16 protein-coding genes are annotated in these 18593 nt (G+C 70.6%); 7 read left to right on the top strand and 9 right to left on the bottom strand.

The window, feature by feature from the left end; genetic code table 11:
• The 3 genes from AB0F91_RS07625 to AB0F91_RS07615 all read right to left on the bottom strand — a co-directional run bounded on the left by AB0F91_RS07625 (nucleotide 1) and on the right by AB0F91_RS07615 (nucleotide 2837).
• Nucleotides 1-150: a hypothetical protein gene (locus AB0F91_RS07625; RefSeq protein ID WP_360595686.1), complete on the bottom strand. Its 150-nt coding sequence runs from the start codon at nucleotides 148-150 to the stop codon at nucleotides 1-3.
• The gene (locus AB0F91_RS07620; protein WP_360595684.1) at nucleotides 116-1519 is read right to left on the bottom strand and encodes an ABC transporter substrate-binding protein; all 1404 of its coding nucleotides are present in this window, start codon (nucleotides 1517-1519) and stop codon (nucleotides 116-118) included. Before AB0F91_RS07620 ends, AB0F91_RS07625 begins: the two co-directional genes overlap by 35 nt.
• 82 nt (nucleotides 1520-1601) lie before the next feature.
• A complete protein-coding gene (locus tag AB0F91_RS07615; protein WP_360595682.1) occupies nucleotides 1602-2837 on the bottom strand; it encodes a threonine synthase in 1236 nt (411 codons plus the stop codon).
• A gap of 394 nt (nucleotides 2838-3231) precedes the next feature.
• On the opposite strand from AB0F91_RS07615, the gene AB0F91_RS07610 reads away from it, so the two are divergent.
• On the top strand, nucleotides 3232-3948 hold the full coding sequence (locus AB0F91_RS07610; RefSeq protein WP_360595681.1) for a hypothetical protein: 717 nt from the start codon (nucleotides 3232-3234) through the stop codon (nucleotides 3946-3948).
• A gap of 132 nt (nucleotides 3949-4080) precedes the next feature.
• Here the strand turns inward: AB0F91_RS07610 and AB0F91_RS07605 are convergent, their stop codons facing one another.
• Together AB0F91_RS07605 and AB0F91_RS07600 are read right to left on the bottom strand one after the other, a co-directional pair.
• The gene (locus tag AB0F91_RS07605; RefSeq protein ID WP_360595679.1) at nucleotides 4081-4950 is read right to left on the bottom strand and encodes an ABC transporter substrate-binding protein; all 870 of its coding nucleotides are present in this window, start codon (nucleotides 4948-4950) and stop codon (nucleotides 4081-4083) included.
• A gap of 149 nt (nucleotides 4951-5099) precedes the next feature.
• Nucleotides 5100-5660, bottom strand: coding sequence for a GDSL-type esterase/lipase family protein (locus AB0F91_RS07600; RefSeq protein WP_360595678.1), 561 nt, complete (start codon nucleotides 5658-5660; stop codon nucleotides 5100-5102).
• Nucleotides 5661-5747: 87 nt separating this feature from the next.
• On the opposite strand from AB0F91_RS07600, the gene AB0F91_RS07595 reads away from it, so the two are divergent.
• Nucleotides 5748-6653: a cyclase family protein gene (locus AB0F91_RS07595; RefSeq protein WP_360595676.1), complete on the top strand. Its 906-nt coding sequence runs from the start codon at nucleotides 5748-5750 to the stop codon at nucleotides 6651-6653.
• 6 nt (nucleotides 6654-6659) lie between these two features.
• Here AB0F91_RS07595 and AB0F91_RS07590 read toward each other — a convergent pair whose 3' ends face one another.
• Complete coding sequence (locus AB0F91_RS07590) at nucleotides 6660-7325, bottom strand: GntR family transcriptional regulator (RefSeq protein WP_360595674.1); 666 nt, start codon at nucleotides 7323-7325, stop codon at nucleotides 6660-6662.
• A gap of 261 nt (nucleotides 7326-7586) precedes the next feature.
• Between AB0F91_RS07590 and AB0F91_RS07585 the strand changes: the two genes are divergently transcribed.
• From AB0F91_RS07585 to AB0F91_RS07570, 4 genes are all read left to right on the top strand, one after another.
• Nucleotides 7587-8423: a PHB depolymerase family esterase gene (locus AB0F91_RS07585; protein WP_360595672.1), complete on the top strand. Its 837-nt coding sequence runs from the start codon at nucleotides 7587-7589 to the stop codon at nucleotides 8421-8423.
• A 166-nt stretch (nucleotides 8424-8589) separates the two neighbouring features.
• A complete protein-coding gene (locus tag AB0F91_RS07580) occupies nucleotides 8590-9369 on the top strand; it encodes an amino acid ABC transporter permease (protein WP_360595670.1) in 780 nt (259 codons plus the stop codon).
• A 2-nt stretch (nucleotides 9370-9371) separates the two neighbouring features.
• Nucleotides 9372-10154 (top strand): amino acid ABC transporter ATP-binding protein, encoded by a 783-nt coding sequence (locus tag AB0F91_RS07575; RefSeq protein WP_360595669.1) that lies wholly within the window; start codon nucleotides 9372-9374, stop codon nucleotides 10152-10154.
• 25 nt (nucleotides 10155-10179) lie between these two features.
• Nucleotides 10180-11655, top strand: a complete 1476-nt coding sequence (locus AB0F91_RS07570) for a serine hydrolase (protein WP_360595667.1) — start codon at nucleotides 10180-10182, stop codon at nucleotides 11653-11655.
• 62 nt (nucleotides 11656-11717) lie between these two features.
• On the opposite strand, the gene AB0F91_RS07565 is transcribed toward AB0F91_RS07570, so the two are convergent.
• From AB0F91_RS07565 to acnA, 3 genes are read right to left on the bottom strand one after another with little or no spacing between them, the layout of a single operon-like run.
• The gene (locus tag AB0F91_RS07565) at nucleotides 11718-14015 is read right to left on the bottom strand and encodes an aminotransferase class III-fold pyridoxal phosphate-dependent enzyme (protein WP_360595666.1); all 2298 of its coding nucleotides are present in this window, start codon (nucleotides 14013-14015) and stop codon (nucleotides 11718-11720) included.
• Nucleotides 14012-14770: an MBL fold metallo-hydrolase gene (locus AB0F91_RS07560; RefSeq protein ID WP_360595665.1), complete on the bottom strand. Its 759-nt coding sequence runs from the start codon at nucleotides 14768-14770 to the stop codon at nucleotides 14012-14014. Before AB0F91_RS07560 ends, AB0F91_RS07565 begins: the two co-directional genes overlap by 4 nt.
• Nucleotides 14763-17453: an aconitate hydratase AcnA gene (acnA, locus tag AB0F91_RS07555; RefSeq protein WP_360595663.1), complete on the bottom strand. Its 2691-nt coding sequence runs from the start codon at nucleotides 17451-17453 to the stop codon at nucleotides 14763-14765. Before acnA ends, AB0F91_RS07560 begins: the two co-directional genes overlap by 8 nt.
• 106 nt (nucleotides 17454-17559) lie before the next feature.
• Between acnA and AB0F91_RS07550 the strand changes: the two genes are divergently transcribed.
• Nucleotides 17560-18528, top strand: coding sequence for a threonine/serine dehydratase (locus AB0F91_RS07550; protein WP_360595662.1), 969 nt, complete (start codon nucleotides 17560-17562; stop codon nucleotides 18526-18528).
• Nucleotides 18529-18593 lie beyond the last annotated feature (65 nt).

The raw sequence follows: 18593 nt of genomic DNA, 5'->3' as shown, positions 1-18593 counted from the left end.
TCAGCTCACCTTCATCCGGTCGAGGAACAGGCTTTCGGACGCGTCGGGAGTCCACTGCAGACGCGAGTTGGCGCCGTACACCGCGTACGCCTGGAACAGGCCGATGCCCGGCAGGTCACGGTTGAGCAGCTCGAACGCCTGCGAGTACAACTTGGTCCGCGGCGCGGGGTCGATCGTCTCGCGCGCCTGTTCCACGATCTTGTCGAAGTCGGGGTTGCTGTAGGAGCTCCAGATCTCGCCGGTGTGGAACAGCGGGTAGATCACGCCGTCGGAGTCGAGGCACGAGCACGACCACTTGCCGAAGCGGATCGAGCCACTCGTGCGCCGGGTCCTGCACCTTCTTCAGGTACGTCGCCTGGTCGCTGTTCTGGATCTCCACCTGCAGCCCGACGGCCGCCAGGTCACCCTGGATCGCCTGAACCACCTGCGGGTCGAACGACGGCGAGGTCGCCATCACGAGCTTCGCGCCGACCGCGCGCGCTTGCTGCAGCAGCTTTTTGGCGTCCTCGGGATCGTGGTGGTTGTCCGGCAACGACTTGTCGTAGCCGAATGCGAGCGGCGTGGCCATCGAGTTGATCGGCTTGGCGTAACCGCGCTGGAGGTTCTTGATCAGCGCGTCGTAGTCGATCGCCTCGGCGATGGCCTTGCGCACCCGGGGATCGTTCGTGGCGCCGCCCTTGATCGTGTTGTAGGCGAGGTAGGCAACGCGTTCAGTGGGCGTGGACAGGATCGCCAGCGTCGGGTCGCGGCGGATCTGGTCCGCGGCGTCCGGGGTGAGCGTGGTCGCGAGGTCGACCTTGCGTGACTGCAGGTCGGCCACGCGGCTGGCCACATTGGGCACCGCGCGGAACACGGCCGTGCGGATCTGCGTGGGCGGCCCCCACCACTTCGGGTTGGCCGTGAGCACGACCTCGGACCCCGCCGTCGCCGACTGGAGGACGAACGGGCCGGACCCGATCGGTTTCACGGCGAACTGCTTGTCCCCGACGCGCTGCACGTAGGCCTTCGGCACCACCGAGAGCGTGGTCAGGTAGCTCAGCAGTGTGGGGGAGGGGACCGACGTGTGCACCACGAGGTCGCCGCCGTCGGCCGTGGCCTTGTCGATCACCGAGAAGTTCGCGTACTGCTGGCTGCCGAACTTCTTGTCCAGGATCCGGCTGATGGAGTAGGCGGCGTCTTCGGCGGTGAGCGGGCTGCCGTCGCTGAAGGTCACGCCGGGGCGCATGGTGAAGCGCCAGGTGAGCGGATCGGTCTGCTGCCACTTCGTGGCGAGCCAGGGCACGACCGCGTTCGTCTTCGGGTTCCGGCGTAGCAGCTGGTCGAAGATGTTGCGGTACACCGAGTACGTGTCGGTGTCGTACTGCTTGCCGGGGTCCAGTGTGGACGGGTAGTTGGCGGTGTCGATCGTGATCGTGCCGGGGCCACGGCCCGCGCTCGCCGGCTGGATGCCGCACGAGGCGGCGCCCAGGGCGAGGGCGGTGGCCAGGAGGAGCGCCGCACGGAAACGTCGTCGGTTCATGGGCTCGGTCCTGTCAGATCGGCTGCTGAGGTGGGGACATCAGATCAGATCCAATCGGTGCCGCGAAGACTCGCGCGAAGGATTAACGCGCGCGCAACACGCCCCGGGCGGGGATCGCGTCGGTCTTCGCCAGCAGCGGCGCGTCGACCTCCACGGTCTCGGGGTACTTGATGCCGGCGCCGGTGTTGAGGACCACGACCTCGTCTTCCTCGCTCACCCAGCCGGATTCGCGCAGCTGGTCCAGCGCCGCGAAGCAGGCCGCGCCCTCGGGGCAGATGAAGGCGCCCTCGAGTGCGGCCAGCCGCCGTTGCGCGGCCAGCAGTTCGTCGTCGGTCACCGCGATCGCGGTGCCCTCGGTGGCCCGGACGGCGTCCAGCACGAGGAAGTCGCCCAGCGCCTTCGGCACGGTGATGCCGAACGCGACGGTGCGCGCGTCGGGGAACAGGGTGCTTTCCCTCGCCCCGGACTTGAACGCCTCGACGATCGGCGCGCAGCCGGTGGCCTGCACGGCGACCAGGCGCGGCAGGTCGCCGGAGATCCAGCCCAGCTCCCGCATCTCCAGCAGCGCCTTGTAGATGCCGATGATGCCGACGCCGCCACCGGTCGGGTAGAGGATCACGTCCGGCACCCGCCACCCGAGCTGCTCGACGATCTCGTAGCCCATCGTCTTCTTGCCCTCGAGCCGGTAGGGCTCCTTGAGGGTGGACACGTCCTGGTATCCCTGGCGTTCGGCCACGGCAGCGCCGACGAGCTTGCCCGCGTCACCGATCAGGCCGTCCACGCGGTACAGCTCGGCGCCGGCGGCGAGGCACTCCTTCATGGTGATGGCGGGGGCGTCGTCGGGCATCGCGATGAGACTGTCCATCCCGGCGCGGGCCGCATAGAGCGCCCAGGCCGCGCCGGCGTTGCCGTTGGTCGGCATCGCGACGCCGCGCACGCCGAGCTCGGCCGCGCGCGACACGCCCACCGCGGCGCCGCGCGCCTTGAACGACCCGGTGGGCACCAGGCCCTCGTCCTTCATGAGCAGCTTCGGTACGCCGGACTGCTTGCCCTGGTTCGGCAACGGCAGCAGGGGAGTCAGGCCTTCGCCCAGGCTCACGATGTTGTCGCGCGAACGCACCGGAAGCACCTCGTGGTAGCGCCACAGGCTGGGCTCGCGGGCCGCGATGTCCTCGCGTGTCACCGTTTCCCGCACCCGCTCCAGGTCATACCGCGCGAGCAGCGGCGCTCCCGCGGCCGACGTGCCGGCCACCTGGTCCGCCTCGTACCGGTCGCCGGTCCGGGAGCACTCCAGGTGACTGAGGAACGAGAACGTCATGCCGCCTCCAGGGGTTGGGTCGGAATCCCGGAGAGTTTGGATCCAAAACGGCGGTTCGTCAACCGGGTTGGCTCTTCGGTATCGGTTCCGAAGGCGCGTCAGCGCCGCTCGCTCGTGCACCGGCGATCGGGGAAACGCGTCGCCGGAATACGCGACGACGGGCTCGCGCGCCGTGACCACAGCCGCCTGGAATGGCTGCCACGGCCGTGTCAATGGCGGTTAGCCGGAAAGCTGACACCGCTGCTGACCTGCATCGATCACTGTTGATCTGTGCGGACAATCACTCGGAAGTGACATTCCCGTGTCCGATTCGTAATGTCGAGGCCGCTTTGCGTGCGCCGCCTCCCCCGAATTCGCGGCGCGCTTCCCCGAGCTAAGAAAATGGTGCACCAAGATGTCCGGAAGACATCGCTACCGGTCGCTGTCGTGGCGCCTGCCCGTCGGGGTCGGCACGCTTGCCGCCCTCGCGTTGGTCGCCCTCGTGTGGCTGACGGGCGGTACCCCGGGCGGCGGGCAGGTCTCCGCCGCCGACCGCCTCGCCCTCAGCGCACCCAGGCCCTCCCCGAGCGCCTCGCTGTCCGCGGCCCCCATGCCGAGCAGCACGACACCCACGACGACCAGCCCCACCCCGAGCACGTCGGCTCCCAGCAGCTCGACGTCGGCCACGCCCCCGAAGCCGACGACGAAGAAGCCGGTCGCCAAGACCACGCCGAAGCCCCCGCCCACGGCCAAGAACACCTTGTCCGCCAGTAAGGCGTGTTCGTCCACTCTGGCCGGTGCGCAACCCAACGCGGCCCAGGTGGGCAACCACATCCTCACGAAGTTCAAGGTCGGCTCCGTCGGCGGCCGCGCCGGCCGGGCGGGCACGAGTGACCACCCCGCCGGTCTCGCGCTCGACTTCATGGTCGACACCACGACCGGCAACGCGCTCGCCGCGTACGTGCTGGCCCACCAGGGTCAGTTCGGCGTGACGTACGTGATCTGGCGCCAGCGCATCAACACCGGCAGCGGGTGGAAAGCGATGGAGGATCGCGGCAGTCCCACCGCGAACCACTTCGACCACGTGCACGTGTCGTTCGAGTCCGGGGCCAAGGTGTCCGTCACCTGCTGACCGGGCGGCCCTGACACCCGCCGCCCGACACCGGAAACGACAAGGGGTTTCCTGCCCGGCGTGGGCAGGAAACCCCTTGCCCGCCCCACCGCGTGCCCAGGAACACGCGACGGGGCAGCGAGTCTCGTCCGGCTATGGGGTCGGCTTGCCCTGCTTCTCGATCTGCTGCTGGATCGACGGCCAGAACTGGTACATCTGCGTCGGGTACGGCAGGTCTGGGAAGTACTTCTGGTAGAGCTTCAGGAACGTCCCGTCGTTGGCGAGGGCGGTCAGCTGCTCGTTGTAGGCGTCGAGGAACTTGGTCAGCTTCTTGTTGACCGCCTCCGCGCCGGGCTGCTCCTGCGGTGAGGTCAGCGCGACCTTCAGCTTCCCGGGGTGCTCCTTGAAGATCTGGCCGACGTGCGTCGAGCCGAGCACCATGGCGTCGAGGTTGCCCGCCAGCAGCTGGTTCACGCCCGCGCCGTCGGTGGCCTCGGACACCAGCTGCGCGTTCGTGAGCTTCTTCTTCGCGAAGTCTTCCTGGGTGCTGTTCGCGCCGGCGCCGACTCGTTTGCCCGTCAAGTCCGGAATGGACTTCACGGGCGAGCTCGCGGGCACCACGACTACGTTCTGACCCCAGAAGATCGCCTTCGTGAAGGCCACGCTCTTCTTGCGTTCGTCACTCGCGACCAGGCCCACCGACATCAGGTCGTACTGGCCACTGGTGAGGCCGGGCAGCCCGGCGGCGACGGTGGTGGTCTTGTAGACGATCTTGAGGTGCATCCGGTCGGCGATGAGGTTGTTCAGGTCCACGAGCAGGCCGACGGGCTTGCCGCTGGCGTCGGGAGAGACGAAGGGGTAGTCGCCCGCCGTCACCGCCGCCGTGATGGTGCCCGCCTGGATGAGGCCGAAGTCGTCGCCGCCGGCCGCGGAGTCGCCCCCGCCGCACGCGGTGACGGAGGCGGCGGTGAGTGCGGCGAGGCCGAGCGCGCCGAGCGCGCGTCGCAGGGGAAGTCGGTTCATGGGTCTCCTTCGCCAGACCGGGAGGGGGAGGGTGAGAGATGGAGTGGGGGGAAGTGGGAGCGCTCACGGTGGAGCGGAACTATAGGCTGTAGAACTTCAGCACGTCAACGACTTGTAGTTCCGGCTTCAGTGCGGTGCTTCCCGGAAGATCAGTGCAGGTCAGAGGCGGTGCCGACGGCCGAGATCCGCTCGGCGAGCGCCGAGATCACGAGCCGGTAGGCGTCTCCGGTGAGGTGCAGACCGTCCTCGTGCACCGGCTCGCCGGCGGCGACGAGCGGCGCCACTGCGGCGTCGGTGTCCACCGAGTTCGCGGCCGAGACGACGTCGCGCAGCACTTGCCGGTAGGTGTCGAGCACGGCGTTCGTGCGCCCGCGTTTGCCGACGCCGTCGATCTCCTCGATCGAGGGCGGCAGGAACCCGATCAGCGTGGCCGGGGCGAAGGTGTCGGCGATCGCGCGCATGTTCTGGGTGTACGCGTCGAGCTCCACCAGCCGGTCCGGTGCGCAGTCGTTGGCGCCGAAGGACAACACCACGACATCGGGCTCGGTCTTGGCGATCGTGGCCGCGCGGCGCGCCCCGTCGTCGCTCTTCCAGCCGCCCGCCGCGCAGTTGAAGACGAGCACGTCGCCGGCTTCGGCCTCGAGCTGGTCGATGCGCGGCTTGGTGAACCGGCCCAGCATGCTGTCGCCGAACAGGACGATCTTCTTCACTCGTCGCCGCCTTTCCGCGGTTGACAATTTGGTACTTGTCGCTTAGAAAATACCAACATTGGGAGGCGAGCCGGAAGAGGTGGAGCGGTGGCGCGTGACTGGACCCGCGCCGAGGTGGAGGAGCAGCTCCACGGCCGCAGCAACTGGGGCCGCTGGGGCGCCGACGACCAGGTCGGCGCCGTCAACCTGATCACCGCCGCCAAGCGCGCCGAAGCCGCGCGGCTCGTGCGCACGGGCCGCACGGTGTCGCTCAGCCGGCCCTTCCCGACCCGCCCCGACGTGGACAACCCGCGCCCGGCCTCGCACTACACGACCAAAACACCCCGCGGCACCGGCGGGATCTCCGGTGACTACTACGGCATCGAGTACCACGGCATCGCCTCCACCCACGTCGACGCGCTCTGCCACGTCTGGGACGAGCGCGGCCTGTGGCAGGGCCGCGACCCCGACGTGGAGCTCACCTCGCGCGGCAGCCGCTGGGGTTCGGTGGACCACTGGCGCGAGGGCATCGTCACGCGCGGGGTCCTGCTCGACGTGCCGGCCTTCCGCGGCGAGCCGTACGTGACCCTCGACCGTCCGGTGCACGGAGCCGAGCTCGAGGAGATCGCCGAGGCGCAAGGCGTCACCGTCGGTCCCGGCGACGCGGTGATCGTCCACTGCGGACGCGACGCGTGGGACCGCGAGAACCCGCCGTGGGGCACCGAGGCGAGCCGGCCGGGCCTGCACGCCTCCTGCCTGACGTTCCTGCGCGACCACGACTGCGCCGCGCTGGGGTGGGACATGCTCGACCGCGCCCCGAACGACGGGGGAGTGCCGTGGACCGTGCACGGCGCGATCTTCGCCTACGGGCTGGCCGTGGTGGACAACTGCGCCCTCGAACCACTGGCCGCCGTGTGTGCCGAGGAAGGTCGTCACGAGTTCCTCTTCGTGGTGGCGCCGCTCGTGGTCGAGGGCGGAACGGGTTCGCCGGCCAACCCCCTGGCGCTGCTGTGAGCGCGCTCAGGCCTCCAGCGCGGCGATCGCCCGGCGGCCGAGGCTGCCGAGCACGTGCTTCTTCATGGCCCGTTCGGCCGTGCGGGCATCACCCGAGATCACGGCTTGGGCGATCTCGATGTGCTCGCGCCGCACGCGTTCCTGGTCCTGCGGGGAGTCCGGTTTGGACTGCAGGCCGATCAGCCGGTAGCGGTCGGCCTTGTCCCAGAGTCCTTCGAGCAGCGTCATCAGCAGCGGGTTGTGCGAGGCCGTGTAGACGCTGCGGTGGAACGCGCGGTGCACCAGCAGCGAGTCGAAGCCGGTGGACGTGCTCAGCGGCTCGAGGTCCTTGAGCGCCGACTCGATCGCCGCGACGTCGGCGTCGGTCCGGCGCGTGGCGGCGAGCTTGGTGGCCAGCGGATCGAGGCGTTCGCGGACCTCGAAGAGGCTGCGGGCCTCCTCGGCGTTGAGCCGGCTCACCCGCGCGTCGCGGTGCGCGTCGATCGTCACGAGGCCCTCGGCGTCGAGCCGCCGCAGCGCCTCGCGCAGGGGAGTGGTGCTCACGCCGAGCTCCGCCGCGAGTTGCTCCTGGGAGATGGACTGGCCCTGGATCAGCTCGCCGGCCAGGATGCGCCGGCGCAGCTCCTCGTAGACGTATGCGTTCTTCGTGAGGGCTGGGCGGGGGTGGGTCATCGGCCTGGTTGTCTCTCTCCGCGGGCATGGGGGACCGCAAGGATATCGGGTCTATCTCCGCTCGATGGGCAGGCTGTCGCCTGCGGCCTGCAACTTGTCGCACCGGACGAGACCGCATCGTGGGTCCGCCCGCCCGGAGTTGTCGCATCACACGCCGGCGAAAGCTGTCTTCACGGCCCTCAACATTACTCTATAGCCTATATCGTCTGGTGCGTAGCGAACCGCTCGCGCCACCACAACCCCGAGGAGCTCCTGGCTGCCATGACCACCACCACCGAACCCGACTCCCAGGGAGCCCACTTCGTCGGCGCGACCCCGTTCTTCGCCTCCGGTCACGACCAGCGCCTGTCCTACGGGTTGTTCGTGCCGAAGGACCACACGCCCGACGCCGCCCCGTTGCCGCTGGTCGTGGTGCAGCACGGCACCGGCCGCTCGGCCGAGCTCTACCGCAACCGGTGGGCGGACTTCGCGACCCGCCACGGGTGCGTGATCCTCGCGCCGCTGTTCCCGGCGGGCATCGGCAAGCGGCGCGAGCTCCACAGCTTCAAGTTCCTGGAGTACGACGGAATCCGCTTCGACGAGGAGTTGCTGCACATCGTCGAAGAGGTCGGCGAGGAGTTCAACACCGAGACCGAAACCTTCTTCCTGCACGGTTTCTCCGGCGGCGGGCAGTTCGCGCACCGGTTCTTCTACGCCCACCCCGACCGCCTCGCCGGCGTCTCGATCGGCGCGCCCGGTCGCATCACGCAGCTCGACGACTCACTGCCGTGGTGGCTCGGCACCGGCGGGTTCCGCGAGAAGTTCGGCATCGAGCTCGACCTCGCCGCCCTGCGCCGCGTGCCGGTGCAGATGGTGGTCGGCTCCGCCGACGTGGAGACGTGGGAGATCAACAACGCCGGTGGTCCGAACTGGATGGACGGCGTGGAGAAGACCGGTCGCACGCGGATCGAACGCATCGAGACGTTGCGCGACAGCTTCGAGCGCAGCGGGCTCTCCGTGCGGTTCGACGTGGTGCCCGGGGTGGCCCACCAGGGCAGTCTGGTGATCCCCGTGGTCCAGGACTTCTTCGCCGGGCTGCTCGCGAGCCGGGTGAAGTGAACACTTCAGTCGTTGACTATCTTGTCGAACCTGCTACCGTGAGCGCCACGTCACAGTTATAGTCTATAAGACGAACTGCCGGCCGGTACCGGCGCCGACCCCGCTGAGCCCGGGTCCGCGCACTCCAGCGGTCCGCGGCCGAACCGAGGTAAGGACACCTGGTCCCATGGGCGATTTCCTGCATTCCTTCTTCGACATCCACCAGATCCTCGCCGTGCTGCCCTCGCTGCTCGGGGAGGGCCTGCGCAACACGCTGATCATCGCGTCGCTCGCGCTGATCCTCGGGCTGGTGGTGGGTCTGCTGCTGGCGATGCTGCTCATCTCCACGCGCTGGTGGCTGCGGATGCCGGCCCGCGTCTACGTCGACGTGTTCCGGGGCCTGCCCGCCATCGTCACGGTGAGCCTCATCGGCATCGGGCTGCCGTCGGCGGGTGTGCGCTTGTTCGGCCAGTCGCCGATGGGCTACGCGATCCTCGCGGTGGGGCTGATCAACGCGGCCTACATCGCGGAGATCTTTCGCTCGGGCATCCAGAGCGTGCCGCCCGGCCAGGCCGAGGCGGGCCGCAGCCTCGGGATGAGCCACCTGAGCACGCAGCTGCTCGTCGTGGTGCCCCAGGGCATCCGCAACGTGCTGCCGGCGCTGGCGAACCAGTTCATCGTGGCCGTGAAGGAGAGTTCGCTGGTGTACCTGCTCGGTCTGGCCGTCGGTGAGCGCGAGCTGTACTTCATCGCGCAGCAGGCGCAGTCCATTTCGTACAACTCGTCGTCGTTCGTGGCCGCGGGCCTGGTCTACATCGTGTTCACGGTGCCGCTGACGCACCTGGTGAACTGGTTCGACAAGCGGCTGCGCGAAGGCCGCCGTCCGGCGAGCGGCGGTGGCGGCCCGGCCGCGACACCGCAGCCGCTGATCCCCGTCGGTGCCACCGGATTCGAAGCGGGAGCGTGAAGATGAACCAGGTCACGACGTCTCCTCAGGCGCCGGACGAGGCGAAGGCCGATGTCCCCGCGATCGAGCTGGTAGACATCTGCAAGTCCTTCGGCCTCGTCGAGGTGCTCAAGGGCGTGTCGGCGACGGTCGCGCGTGGCGAGACCGTGTGCCTCATCGGCGCCTCGGGCTCGGGCAAGTCGACGCTGCTGCGGTGCGTGAACCTCCTGTCCCCGCCCACCTCGGGCACGATCCGGCTGCATGGGCAGACGATCACCGACCCGAAGGTGGACCTCAACGCCGTGCGCTCGCGCACCGGCATGGTGTTCCAGCACTTCAACCTGTTCCAGCACAAGAGCGCGGTGGACAACATCGCGCTCGCGCTGCGGCGCGTGCGCAAGATGTCACGCGAGGAAGCGCGGGAACGCGCGCTGCAGCAGCTGGACAAGGTCGGTCTGCGGGCGTTGGCGTCCGCGCGGCCCTCGCACCTGTCCGGCGGGCAGCAGCAGCGCGTGGCGATCGCGCGTTCGCTCGCGATGGAGCCCGACGTCATGCTGTTCGACGAGGCGACGTCGGCGCTCGACCCCGAGCTGGTGAAGGGCGTGCTCGACGTGATGCGCGACCTTGCGGCGTCGTCCGGGATGACGATGATGGTGGTGACGCACGAGATGAACTTCGCCCGCGAGGTCGCCGACCGCGTGCTGTTCGTGGACAGCGGCGTGATCGCCGAGGAAGGCCCGGCCCGGCAGCTGCTGACCGACCCGCGCACGCCGCGGCTGAAGTCGTTCCTTTCGCAAGTCCTGTAGTAAGTTCCGCACGAGAACGGTGAGCATGAGCAACGCCTTCCACGACCCGGCACCGGCGCTGGACCCGGGCCCGGTCCACACCCTGCTGCAGACCATGGCCGAGCGCGGGATGCGCGTGCACTCCCTGCTCGTGCACCGCCACGGGCGGACCGTGCTGGACCTGTGGCAGTGGCCGCACGAACCCGGCCTGCGGCACAAGGTGCACTCGGCCACGAAGAGCTTCACGTCCGCGGCCGTCGGTTTCGCCGAGGCCGAGGGCCTGCTCTCGCTCGACGATCCGGTCGTCGGCTTCTTCGCCGACCGGCTGGCCGGTGAGCCGAGCGAGAACCTCGGCCGCATGCGCGTGCGCGACCTGCTGACGATGTGCACGGGTCACGCGCGCGGCCTCTCGGGTGCCACCACGCGGCTGCGGCGCACGGGCTGGGTCGACGAGTTCCTCGAGGAGCCCGTGGTCGAGCTGCCGGGGCGCAACTTCACCTACAGCAGCACCACGAGCCACGTGCTGTCGGCAATCGTGCAGCAGGTTTCGGGCGGGCCGGTCGACGAGTACCTGCGGCCACGGCTGTTCGATCCGCTGGGGATCACGGACTACACGTGGGAACGTGACCCCGAAGGCGTGTCCAGCGGGGGCAACGGGCTTTCGCTGCGCCCGCGCGACCTGCTGAAGTTCGGCGTGCTGCACCTGCAGGACGGCGTGTGGGACGGCTCCCGCGTCCTGCCGGCCGGCTGGGTGCAGAAGGCTTCCGCGCTGCACGTGCGCCGCGCGATCAGCGGGGAGTGGAACGGCAAGGAGCTGGTGCCGCCCGGGCCCGACGTGGTCGCCGACGAGGGGTACGGCTACCAGTTCTGGACCACCGAGGCCGGGATCTACAGCGCCTCGGGCATTTTCGGCCAGGAATGCATGGTTTTCCCGCGCCACGACGGGGTCGTCGTGATCACCGGAGCCATGGGCGACGGCAGCTACCACGACCTGCCGGGGATGTTGCGTTCCGCGTTCACCACGGCGTTCGAGAGTCCGGCCCGCGAACAGTCCGAAGTGGACGCTCTGGCCGCCTGGGTGGACCGCGCCCAGGAGCCGGAAGCCGTCGGCGTCGCGGTCCAGCGCGCCGGGTTCACGGCGACGTACGATTTCGAGCCCAACGAGCAAGGCCTCGTGTCGCTCGCGGTCGAGGTCCGCGACGGCTCGGTGCACCTCGTCGTCGAAGACGAGCTGGGTCGGCACCCGATCGACCACGGTGTGGGCACCTGGACGCGCCAGGACACCGGCGTGAGCGTGTGGCGCCTGCACCACTCCTACCAGGACCCGGCGGCTGCCGTCCTCGCCGCCGGGCAGTGGTGGTCGGCCGACGAACTGCACCTGACGTGGCACTTCCTGGAATCGCCGTTCGTCGACCGGCTCGACCTGACCTTCGACGACACCGGCGTCACCGTCGGCCACGCCACGAACGTCAACTCCGGGCCGACGACCCTGCCGCCGGCCCGGGGCGAGCTCAGGAAGTAGTCCCGTTACCCCCGGCCGGGGGTCTGCCGCACCGACGGCGGACCCCCGGCCGGTTTCCGTTGTCAGGCCCGCAGTCGGGCGAGTGCTCGCCGCAGCCGTTCGAGGAACTGGCTCACGTGCGGGTCCTCCCACACCAGCGGGGGCCGCACCTTCAGCACGTCACCGCGCGGGCCGGTGGACCCGGCGAGCACGCCTTGCCCGACCAGCTCCGAGATCAGGGCGCGCGTGACCTCGCGAGACGTCGACGCACCGGAGCCCACCACGTCGACGCCCGCGAGCAGTCCGGTGCCGCGGACCTCGCCCAGCAGCGGTTCCTCGGCGGCCAGGGCCCGCAGACCCTCCCGCAGCAACGTGCCCGTCGCGGCGGCGCGGGCGGGCAAGTCGGTGAGGCTGAGGACGTCGAGCACCGCGTGGCCGGCCGCGGCGGCCGCCGGAGTGGCGGCGAAGGTGGAGAAGTACTCGTAGCTGCCCGCGAGCGCGTCGGCGATCTCGCGCCGGGTCACGACGGCGCCGATCGGGTAGCCCGCGCCCATCGGCTTGCCCAGCGTCACGAGGTCGGGCGTCACGCCGGCGAGCAGGAAGCGCCACAGCTGCGGGCCGCTGCGGCCGTAGCCAGACTGCACCTCGTCGGCGAGGTACAGTGCGCCCGCCGTGTGGGCGCCCGCGACCAGGCCGGCCACGAACCCGCCCGGCACGTCGAGGATGCCCTCGGAGGTGAACTGCGAGTCCGCGAGGACGAGCGCCGGGCGTTCCCCCGCCGCGCGCAAAGTCTCGTCCGCCCGGCGGATCCGTTCGGCCGCAACGGTTTCCGTCAGCTCGTGAGCCGGGCCGTGGGGTGCCTTGAACGTCGCGACGTGCGCGGGCCGGTAGCCCGCGGGCCACTCGTTCGAGCTCAGGTCCGCCATCCACTTCGACGCCCCGTGGTACGCGTGCTCCGCGATCACGGCCGCGCCCGCACCGGTGTACTCGGTGGCCAGGCGCCACGCCAGCTCGTTGGCCTCGGTGCCGGACGTGGTGAACAGAACCGTGTCGAGCGCTGCCGGCATGGTCGCGAGGATGCGCTCGGAGAGCTCGACGATTCCCGCGTGCAGGTAGCGCGAGTGCGTGTTCAGCTGCGCCAGCTGCAGGCTCACGGCCTGTGTCACGGCGGGGTGCGTGTGGCCGATGACCGCGACGTTGTTGTAGGCGTCGAGGTACTGCGCGCCGTCGCGGGCGTAGAGCCACGGCCCCTCGCCGCGCACGACTTCCAGCGGCCGCCGGTAGAACAGCGGGGAGAGCTTGCCGCCCATGGCCTGCGCGCGCCGCGCCGGGAGGCTGTCCGGCGAGATCGCGGCCGTGAGGTTCCGCGTGCCGGCCAGCCGCGCCAGCCGGTCGGCGAGCTCGCGCACGGACAGCGCCGACAGCAGCTCCAGCGCCTGCTCGCTGTTGGTGTCGTACTGGGTGATGTAGCGGTGGTTGTCCGCGTGCGGCCCGCGCCGGGTAGCCGACACCGCGAGAGTCGTGAGCAGGCGCGCGATCACGAGCTCACCCAGCACTGCCACCTCGGCCGGGGACAGCGAGCGGTGGCGCTGGTAGCCGCGCAGCACCGCGTCGGTGAGGCGCCACAAGCGGTCCGCGTCGCCGCCGCTGAGGCGCAGCACGGACGTCAGCGTCACGGCCAGGTCGGCGACGGCGGCCGTGTGGTGCATGTCGCCGAAGTCGATCACGCCGGTCACGCTCGCGCGCGAGGCCAGCACGTTGGTGAGGGTCACGTCGGCGTGCTGCACCCCCGAAGGGAGCGTGGTGGTGGCCGCCAGCGCGGGGGCGACCCGCTTGGCCAGCTCACCCAGCCGCCCGGTCGCGATCCCGGCCGACGCCAGGACCTCCGGCATCCGCCGGATGTCCCACATCAGCGTCCGGCCGGCCGACGGGTGGAAGAACCCCTGCAGCGCCACGGAAACGCGCGCAGCGACCGCCCCGACCTGCGCGGCGAGGCCGGGGTCGAGCGGGCCGCCTTCGAGCGGTGAGCCGGGCAGCAGCGTGATCAGCCGGACGAGGCATTCACGTCCGGCGTCGTCACGCGGGCGCGCGAAGGATTCGCCGGTCGTGGTCGCGACCGTCGCCGGCACCGGCAGTTCGGGGTCGGCGGCGTGGACGTGCTCCAGCGCGCGGATCTCCATGTCCATGACGTCGGCCTGCTCGGCGGGGTTGGAGATCTTGAGCACGAACCGGCCGTCGACGAGCACGTTGAGGTCGCGTTCGCTGTCGAGCGGCTCCAGGACCGGGTCGGTGAGCGCCCAGTGCTCGCCGAGCACGGCGTGCAGGCCCTCGGTGGAGAACTTCGGTGCCGGCTCGGCGAAGATGCCGGTGGCGGTGGTCATGCCGGGGAGCTTCCTTTCGGCGGAGACCCACGCCTCGCCGACGGCGCGGGCGGGTCGTCGGTCAGCGGGTCGTGCGCGAGCACTTCGAGGTCCACGCGCGGGAACAGGTACCGGCCGGGCAGCCCGGCCTCGATCGTGAACGGCCGGTCGTGGCCGGGGTACACCACGTCGGCCCGGGTCCGCACGAGCTCGATCGACGCGGCGGCCGCCTCCTCACCCGCCGCCGCCGTGGTGCAGCGGCCGGCGCGCAGCGCCCGGGACGAGGGCACGGCGTCGCCGGTGAGCAGCGCCGTGCCCTCGGCGGTCTCGACGGTGAGGCCGAGCGAACCCGCGGTGTGACCGGGTAGCCCGGTGATCGTGACACCGGGCGCCAGCTCGACCCCGTCGAGGCCGTCCAGCAGGGTCAAGCCGGCGAAGATCGCGTCCGTCCACGGGGGAGTGACCGGGTCGCCGGGCTCGGCCTCGCGTTCGGCGCGGTGCAGGTACACCTCGGCGCGGGTGAAGAGGTCGGCGTTTTGCACGTGGTCGTAGTGCGCGTGGGAGAGCACCAGCGTGTCGACGTCGCGCACGCCCAGCCCGTGGCGCGCCAGCGCTCGGTGCAGCGCACGGCGGCGGCCCGCGTGGCCGCAGTCGAACAGGATGCGCCGCCGCGGCGTCTGCACGAGGTAGACGCCGCAGAACCCGATGCTGCCCTGGTCGGACGAGAGGCCGTAGCCGAGCAGCAGCGGTTCGACGACGGGCGCGGGATCAGTCAAGCTCACCTCGCAGGATCAGCCGGTGGACGTACGGCAGCACGCCGCCGTTGGCGTAGTAGGTGGCTTCGCGCGGGGTGTCGAGGCGGGCGCGCACGGAGAACTCGAACGCCGGCCGGTTCGCCGGGCGGACGCGCACCGTCAGCGGCCGCGCCGGATCCTCGACGACGCCGGCGATCCCGGCGAGGTCGAACTCCTCGGTGCCGTCGAGCCCGAGCGAGGCCGCGCTGTCGCCGTCGAGGAACTGCAGCGGCAGCACGCCGAGCGCCACGAGGTTGGCGCGGTGGATCCGCTCGAACGACTGCGCCAGCACGGCTCGCACCTTCAGCAATGCGGTCGTCTTCGCCGCCCAGTCGCGCGAGGACCCGGTGCCGTACTCCTGGCCGGCGATCACGATGAGCGGCACGTCGGCGGCGGCGTAGGACTCGGCAGCCTCGTGGATGGGCACCAGCGCGCCGTCACGGGTGAAGTCGGGGGTGACGCCGCCGCCGGCGGCCGGGGCGAGCAAGTTGGCCAGCCGCGGGTTGGCGAAGCCGCCGCGCACCATCACCTCGAAGTTGCCGCGGCGCGAGGCGTAGGTGTTGAGGTCGGTCTCGCCCAGCGCGGTGAGGTAGCGGCCCGCGCTGCTCGCCGCGGGGATGCGGCCGGCAGGACTGATGTGGTCGGTGGTCACGGAGTCGCCCAGTAGCAACAGGGTGCGCGCGCCGGTCACGTCGGCCGGTGCGGCGACGGTTTCGGCCACCTCGTCGAGGAACGGCGGGCGCCGCAGGTACGTCGAGTCCGGCTCCCACGCGAAGTGGTGGCCGTCGGACGCCGGCACGCCGGCCCAGTGCTCGTCGCCGCCGAACACGTCGGTGTAGGCCTCACGGAACAGCTCGGGCGTGAGATGCGCGCGCACGACCTCGTCGATCTCGGCGTCGTCCGGCCACAGGTCCGCGAGCAGCACGGGCTCGCCGTCGGCGTCGACACCCAGCGGCTCGCTCGTCAGGTCGTGCTTGACCGAACCGGCCAGCGCGTAGGCGACGACGAGCGGGGGAGAGGCGAGGTAGTTGAGGGAGACGTCGTTGTTGATGCGGCCGTCGAAGTTCCGGTTGCCCGACAGCACGGACGCCACCACGGCGCCGCGGTCGGCCACCGCTTCGGCGGCGCTGGGCAGCAGCGGGCCGGAGTTGCCGATGCACGTCATGCAGCCGTAGCCCACGAGCTGGAAGCCCAGCTCGTCGAGTGGTCCGGTCAGCCCGGCGCGCGCCAGGTACTCGGTGACGGTCTTCGATCCCGGGGCGAGGCTCGTTTTCACCCACGGCTTGGCGGTCAGGCCTCGTGCGCGGGCGTTGCGGGCGAGCAGGCCCGCGGCGACCATCACGTGCGGGTTGGAAGTGTTGGTGCAGGACGTGATCGCGGCGATGGAGACAATGCCGTCCGCCCCACCACCGGCGCGATCTCGCTGGGCAGAGGCCTCGGAGGACGGTTCTTCACCGCGCGAAGCGCGTACGTGCTCGATTGCGGCCGTGGCGTTGGCCGGTACGGCGGAGAGCGGCACGCGGTCCTGGGGGCGCCGGGGTCCGGCGAGGGAAGCCGTCACAGTGGAGAGGTCGATCCGCAGGCGCTCGTCGTAACGCGGGTTCGCGGCCGGATCGTGCCAGAGGCCCTGTTCCTTCGCGTAGGTCTCCACCGCGGCGACGTGGTCCGGCGTGCGGCCGGTGAGGCGCAGGTAGCCGGTCGTCGCGCCGTCGATGGGGAACATCGCCGCCGTGGCGCCGAACTCGGGGCACATGTTGGAGATCGTCGCGCGGTGCGCGAGGGGGATCCGCGCCACGGCATCGCCGGTGAACTCCACGAACTTCCCGACCACGCCGTGCGCGCGCAGCGTTTCCACGACAGTGAGCACGAGGTCGGTCGCGGTGACGCCGGGGCCGAGCTCACCCGTGAGCTCCACGCCGACCACCGGCGGCACCAGCATGCTCAACGGCTGGCCCAGCAGCGCCACCTCCGCCTCCACACCACCGACACCCCACGCCAGCACGCCCAGTGCGTTGACCATCGTGGTGTGCGAGTCGGTGCCGGCGCAGGTGTCGGGGAACGCCCAGCCGTCGCGGCGTTCCACAACGCTCGCGAGGTACTCGAGGTTGATCTGGTGCATGATCCCGGTGCCGGGCGGCACCACGTGCACGCCGTCGAGCGTCTCGCCCCACTTGAGGAAGCGGTAGCGCTCGGCGTTGCGGGTGTACTCGATCTCGACGTTGCGGCGCAGGGCGTCGGCCCGGCCCGAGACCTCCGTGGCCACGGAGTGGTCCACGGTCAGGTGGCTCGGGATGCGCGGGCGCACGCTGCGCGGGTCACCGCCGGCCGCGGCGACGGCGTCGCGCAGCGCGGCCAGGTCCGTGAGCACCGGCACGCCGTTGGTGTCGTGCAGGAACACCCGCGACGGGGAGAAGGCGACGACGTCGTGGGCGGCATCGGAACCGCCGCGCACCAGAGCCGTGATGTGCTCGGCGGTGACGGTGTGGCCGTCTTCGTGCCGCAGCAGGTTCTCCAGCAGGATCTTGTGGCTCAGGGGCAGCCGCTCGGAGCCGGGGACGGCGTCGAGGCGGTGGACCCGGTAGGTCTCGCCGCCGAGGTCGAGGCGGGCGAGACTGCCGAAGCTGTCGGGCCCTGCGGTGCTTGCGGTGTTCGGCGCTGTACTCAAGGCGCTCCTTCCATACAGCTTATAGGCTATAATAAGCTCGGAAGTGAGACCAGCTGCCCTGGCGGAGCGTCCGGGGCCCATCCGGAGAACCCCCGAGGAGCCCCCCGTGCCCACCCTCTTCGACCGCATTCTCGAGGCGCACCAGGGCATCCGGCCACAGGTGCCGGTGAGCACGCTCGAACGCAGTCGGCTGCTGTCGGACGAGCTCGGGTGCGAAGTGTGGCTCAAGACCGAGCACCTCATGCCCACCGGTTCGTTCAAGGTGCGCGGGTCGGCCAACAAGATCCGCGTGCTCGGCGAGAGCGCGAAGCAGACCGGCGTGATCACCGCGTCGACCGGCAACCACGGCCAGGGCGTGGCCCGAGCCGGCAACCTCGCCGGAGTCGGGGTCACGGTGTACGTCGCCTCCTACACCACGCCGGCCAAGATGGCCGCGATCCGGGCGATGGGAGCCGAGCTCGTGGTGGTCGAGGGCGGTGCGCTCGACGCCGAGCAGGAGGCCCGCCGGCAGGCGCGGCGCCTCGGCAAGCCGTACGTGGCGCCCTACAACGACCTCGACACCGTCGCGGGCCAGGGCACCCTCGGCGTCGAGCTGGCCGAGCAGGCACCCGACCTCGACGCCGTGTTCATCTGCACCGGGGGCGGTGGCCTGATCGGCGGCGCGGGAACGGCACTGAAGCGGCTGAGTCCGCGGACGAAGGTCGTCGGCGTGTGGCCGGAGGCCTCCACCTGCATGCTCGATTCGCTGAAGGCCGGCGAGATCGTCGAGACGCCGGAGTTCCCCACGCTGTCCGACGGTTCGGCCGGCGCGGTGGAGCCCGGTTCCGTCACCTTCGGAATCTGCCAGGAGGTGATCGACGAGACGGTCACGGTCAGCGAGCCGGAGATCGCCCGCGCCATGCGGAAGATCGCCGAGGGCGAGCGCTGGATCGTCGAAGGCGCCGCAGGCGTCGCGGTCGCCGGCCTGATCCGCACGGCCGGGCAGTACCGGGGCAAGAAGGTCGCGGTCGTCCTTTGCGGACGGAACGTGGCGCTCGAGACGTTCCTGGGCGCGATGGCTCTCGCTCAGGAGTGAGCCGCGTGGGGTGGCGGGCCGGTCGCGGCTCGCCACCCGGGTCCTTCAACCGGGCCGCAGGCGCC

This window comes from Amycolatopsis sp. NPDC023774, from assembly GCF_040639695.1.
Classification (GTDB): domain Bacteria; phylum Actinomycetota; class Actinomycetes; order Mycobacteriales; family Pseudonocardiaceae; genus Amycolatopsis.
Note: the sequence above shows the minus strand (reverse complement) of the source record. Positions and strands in the feature narration are given on the sequence as shown.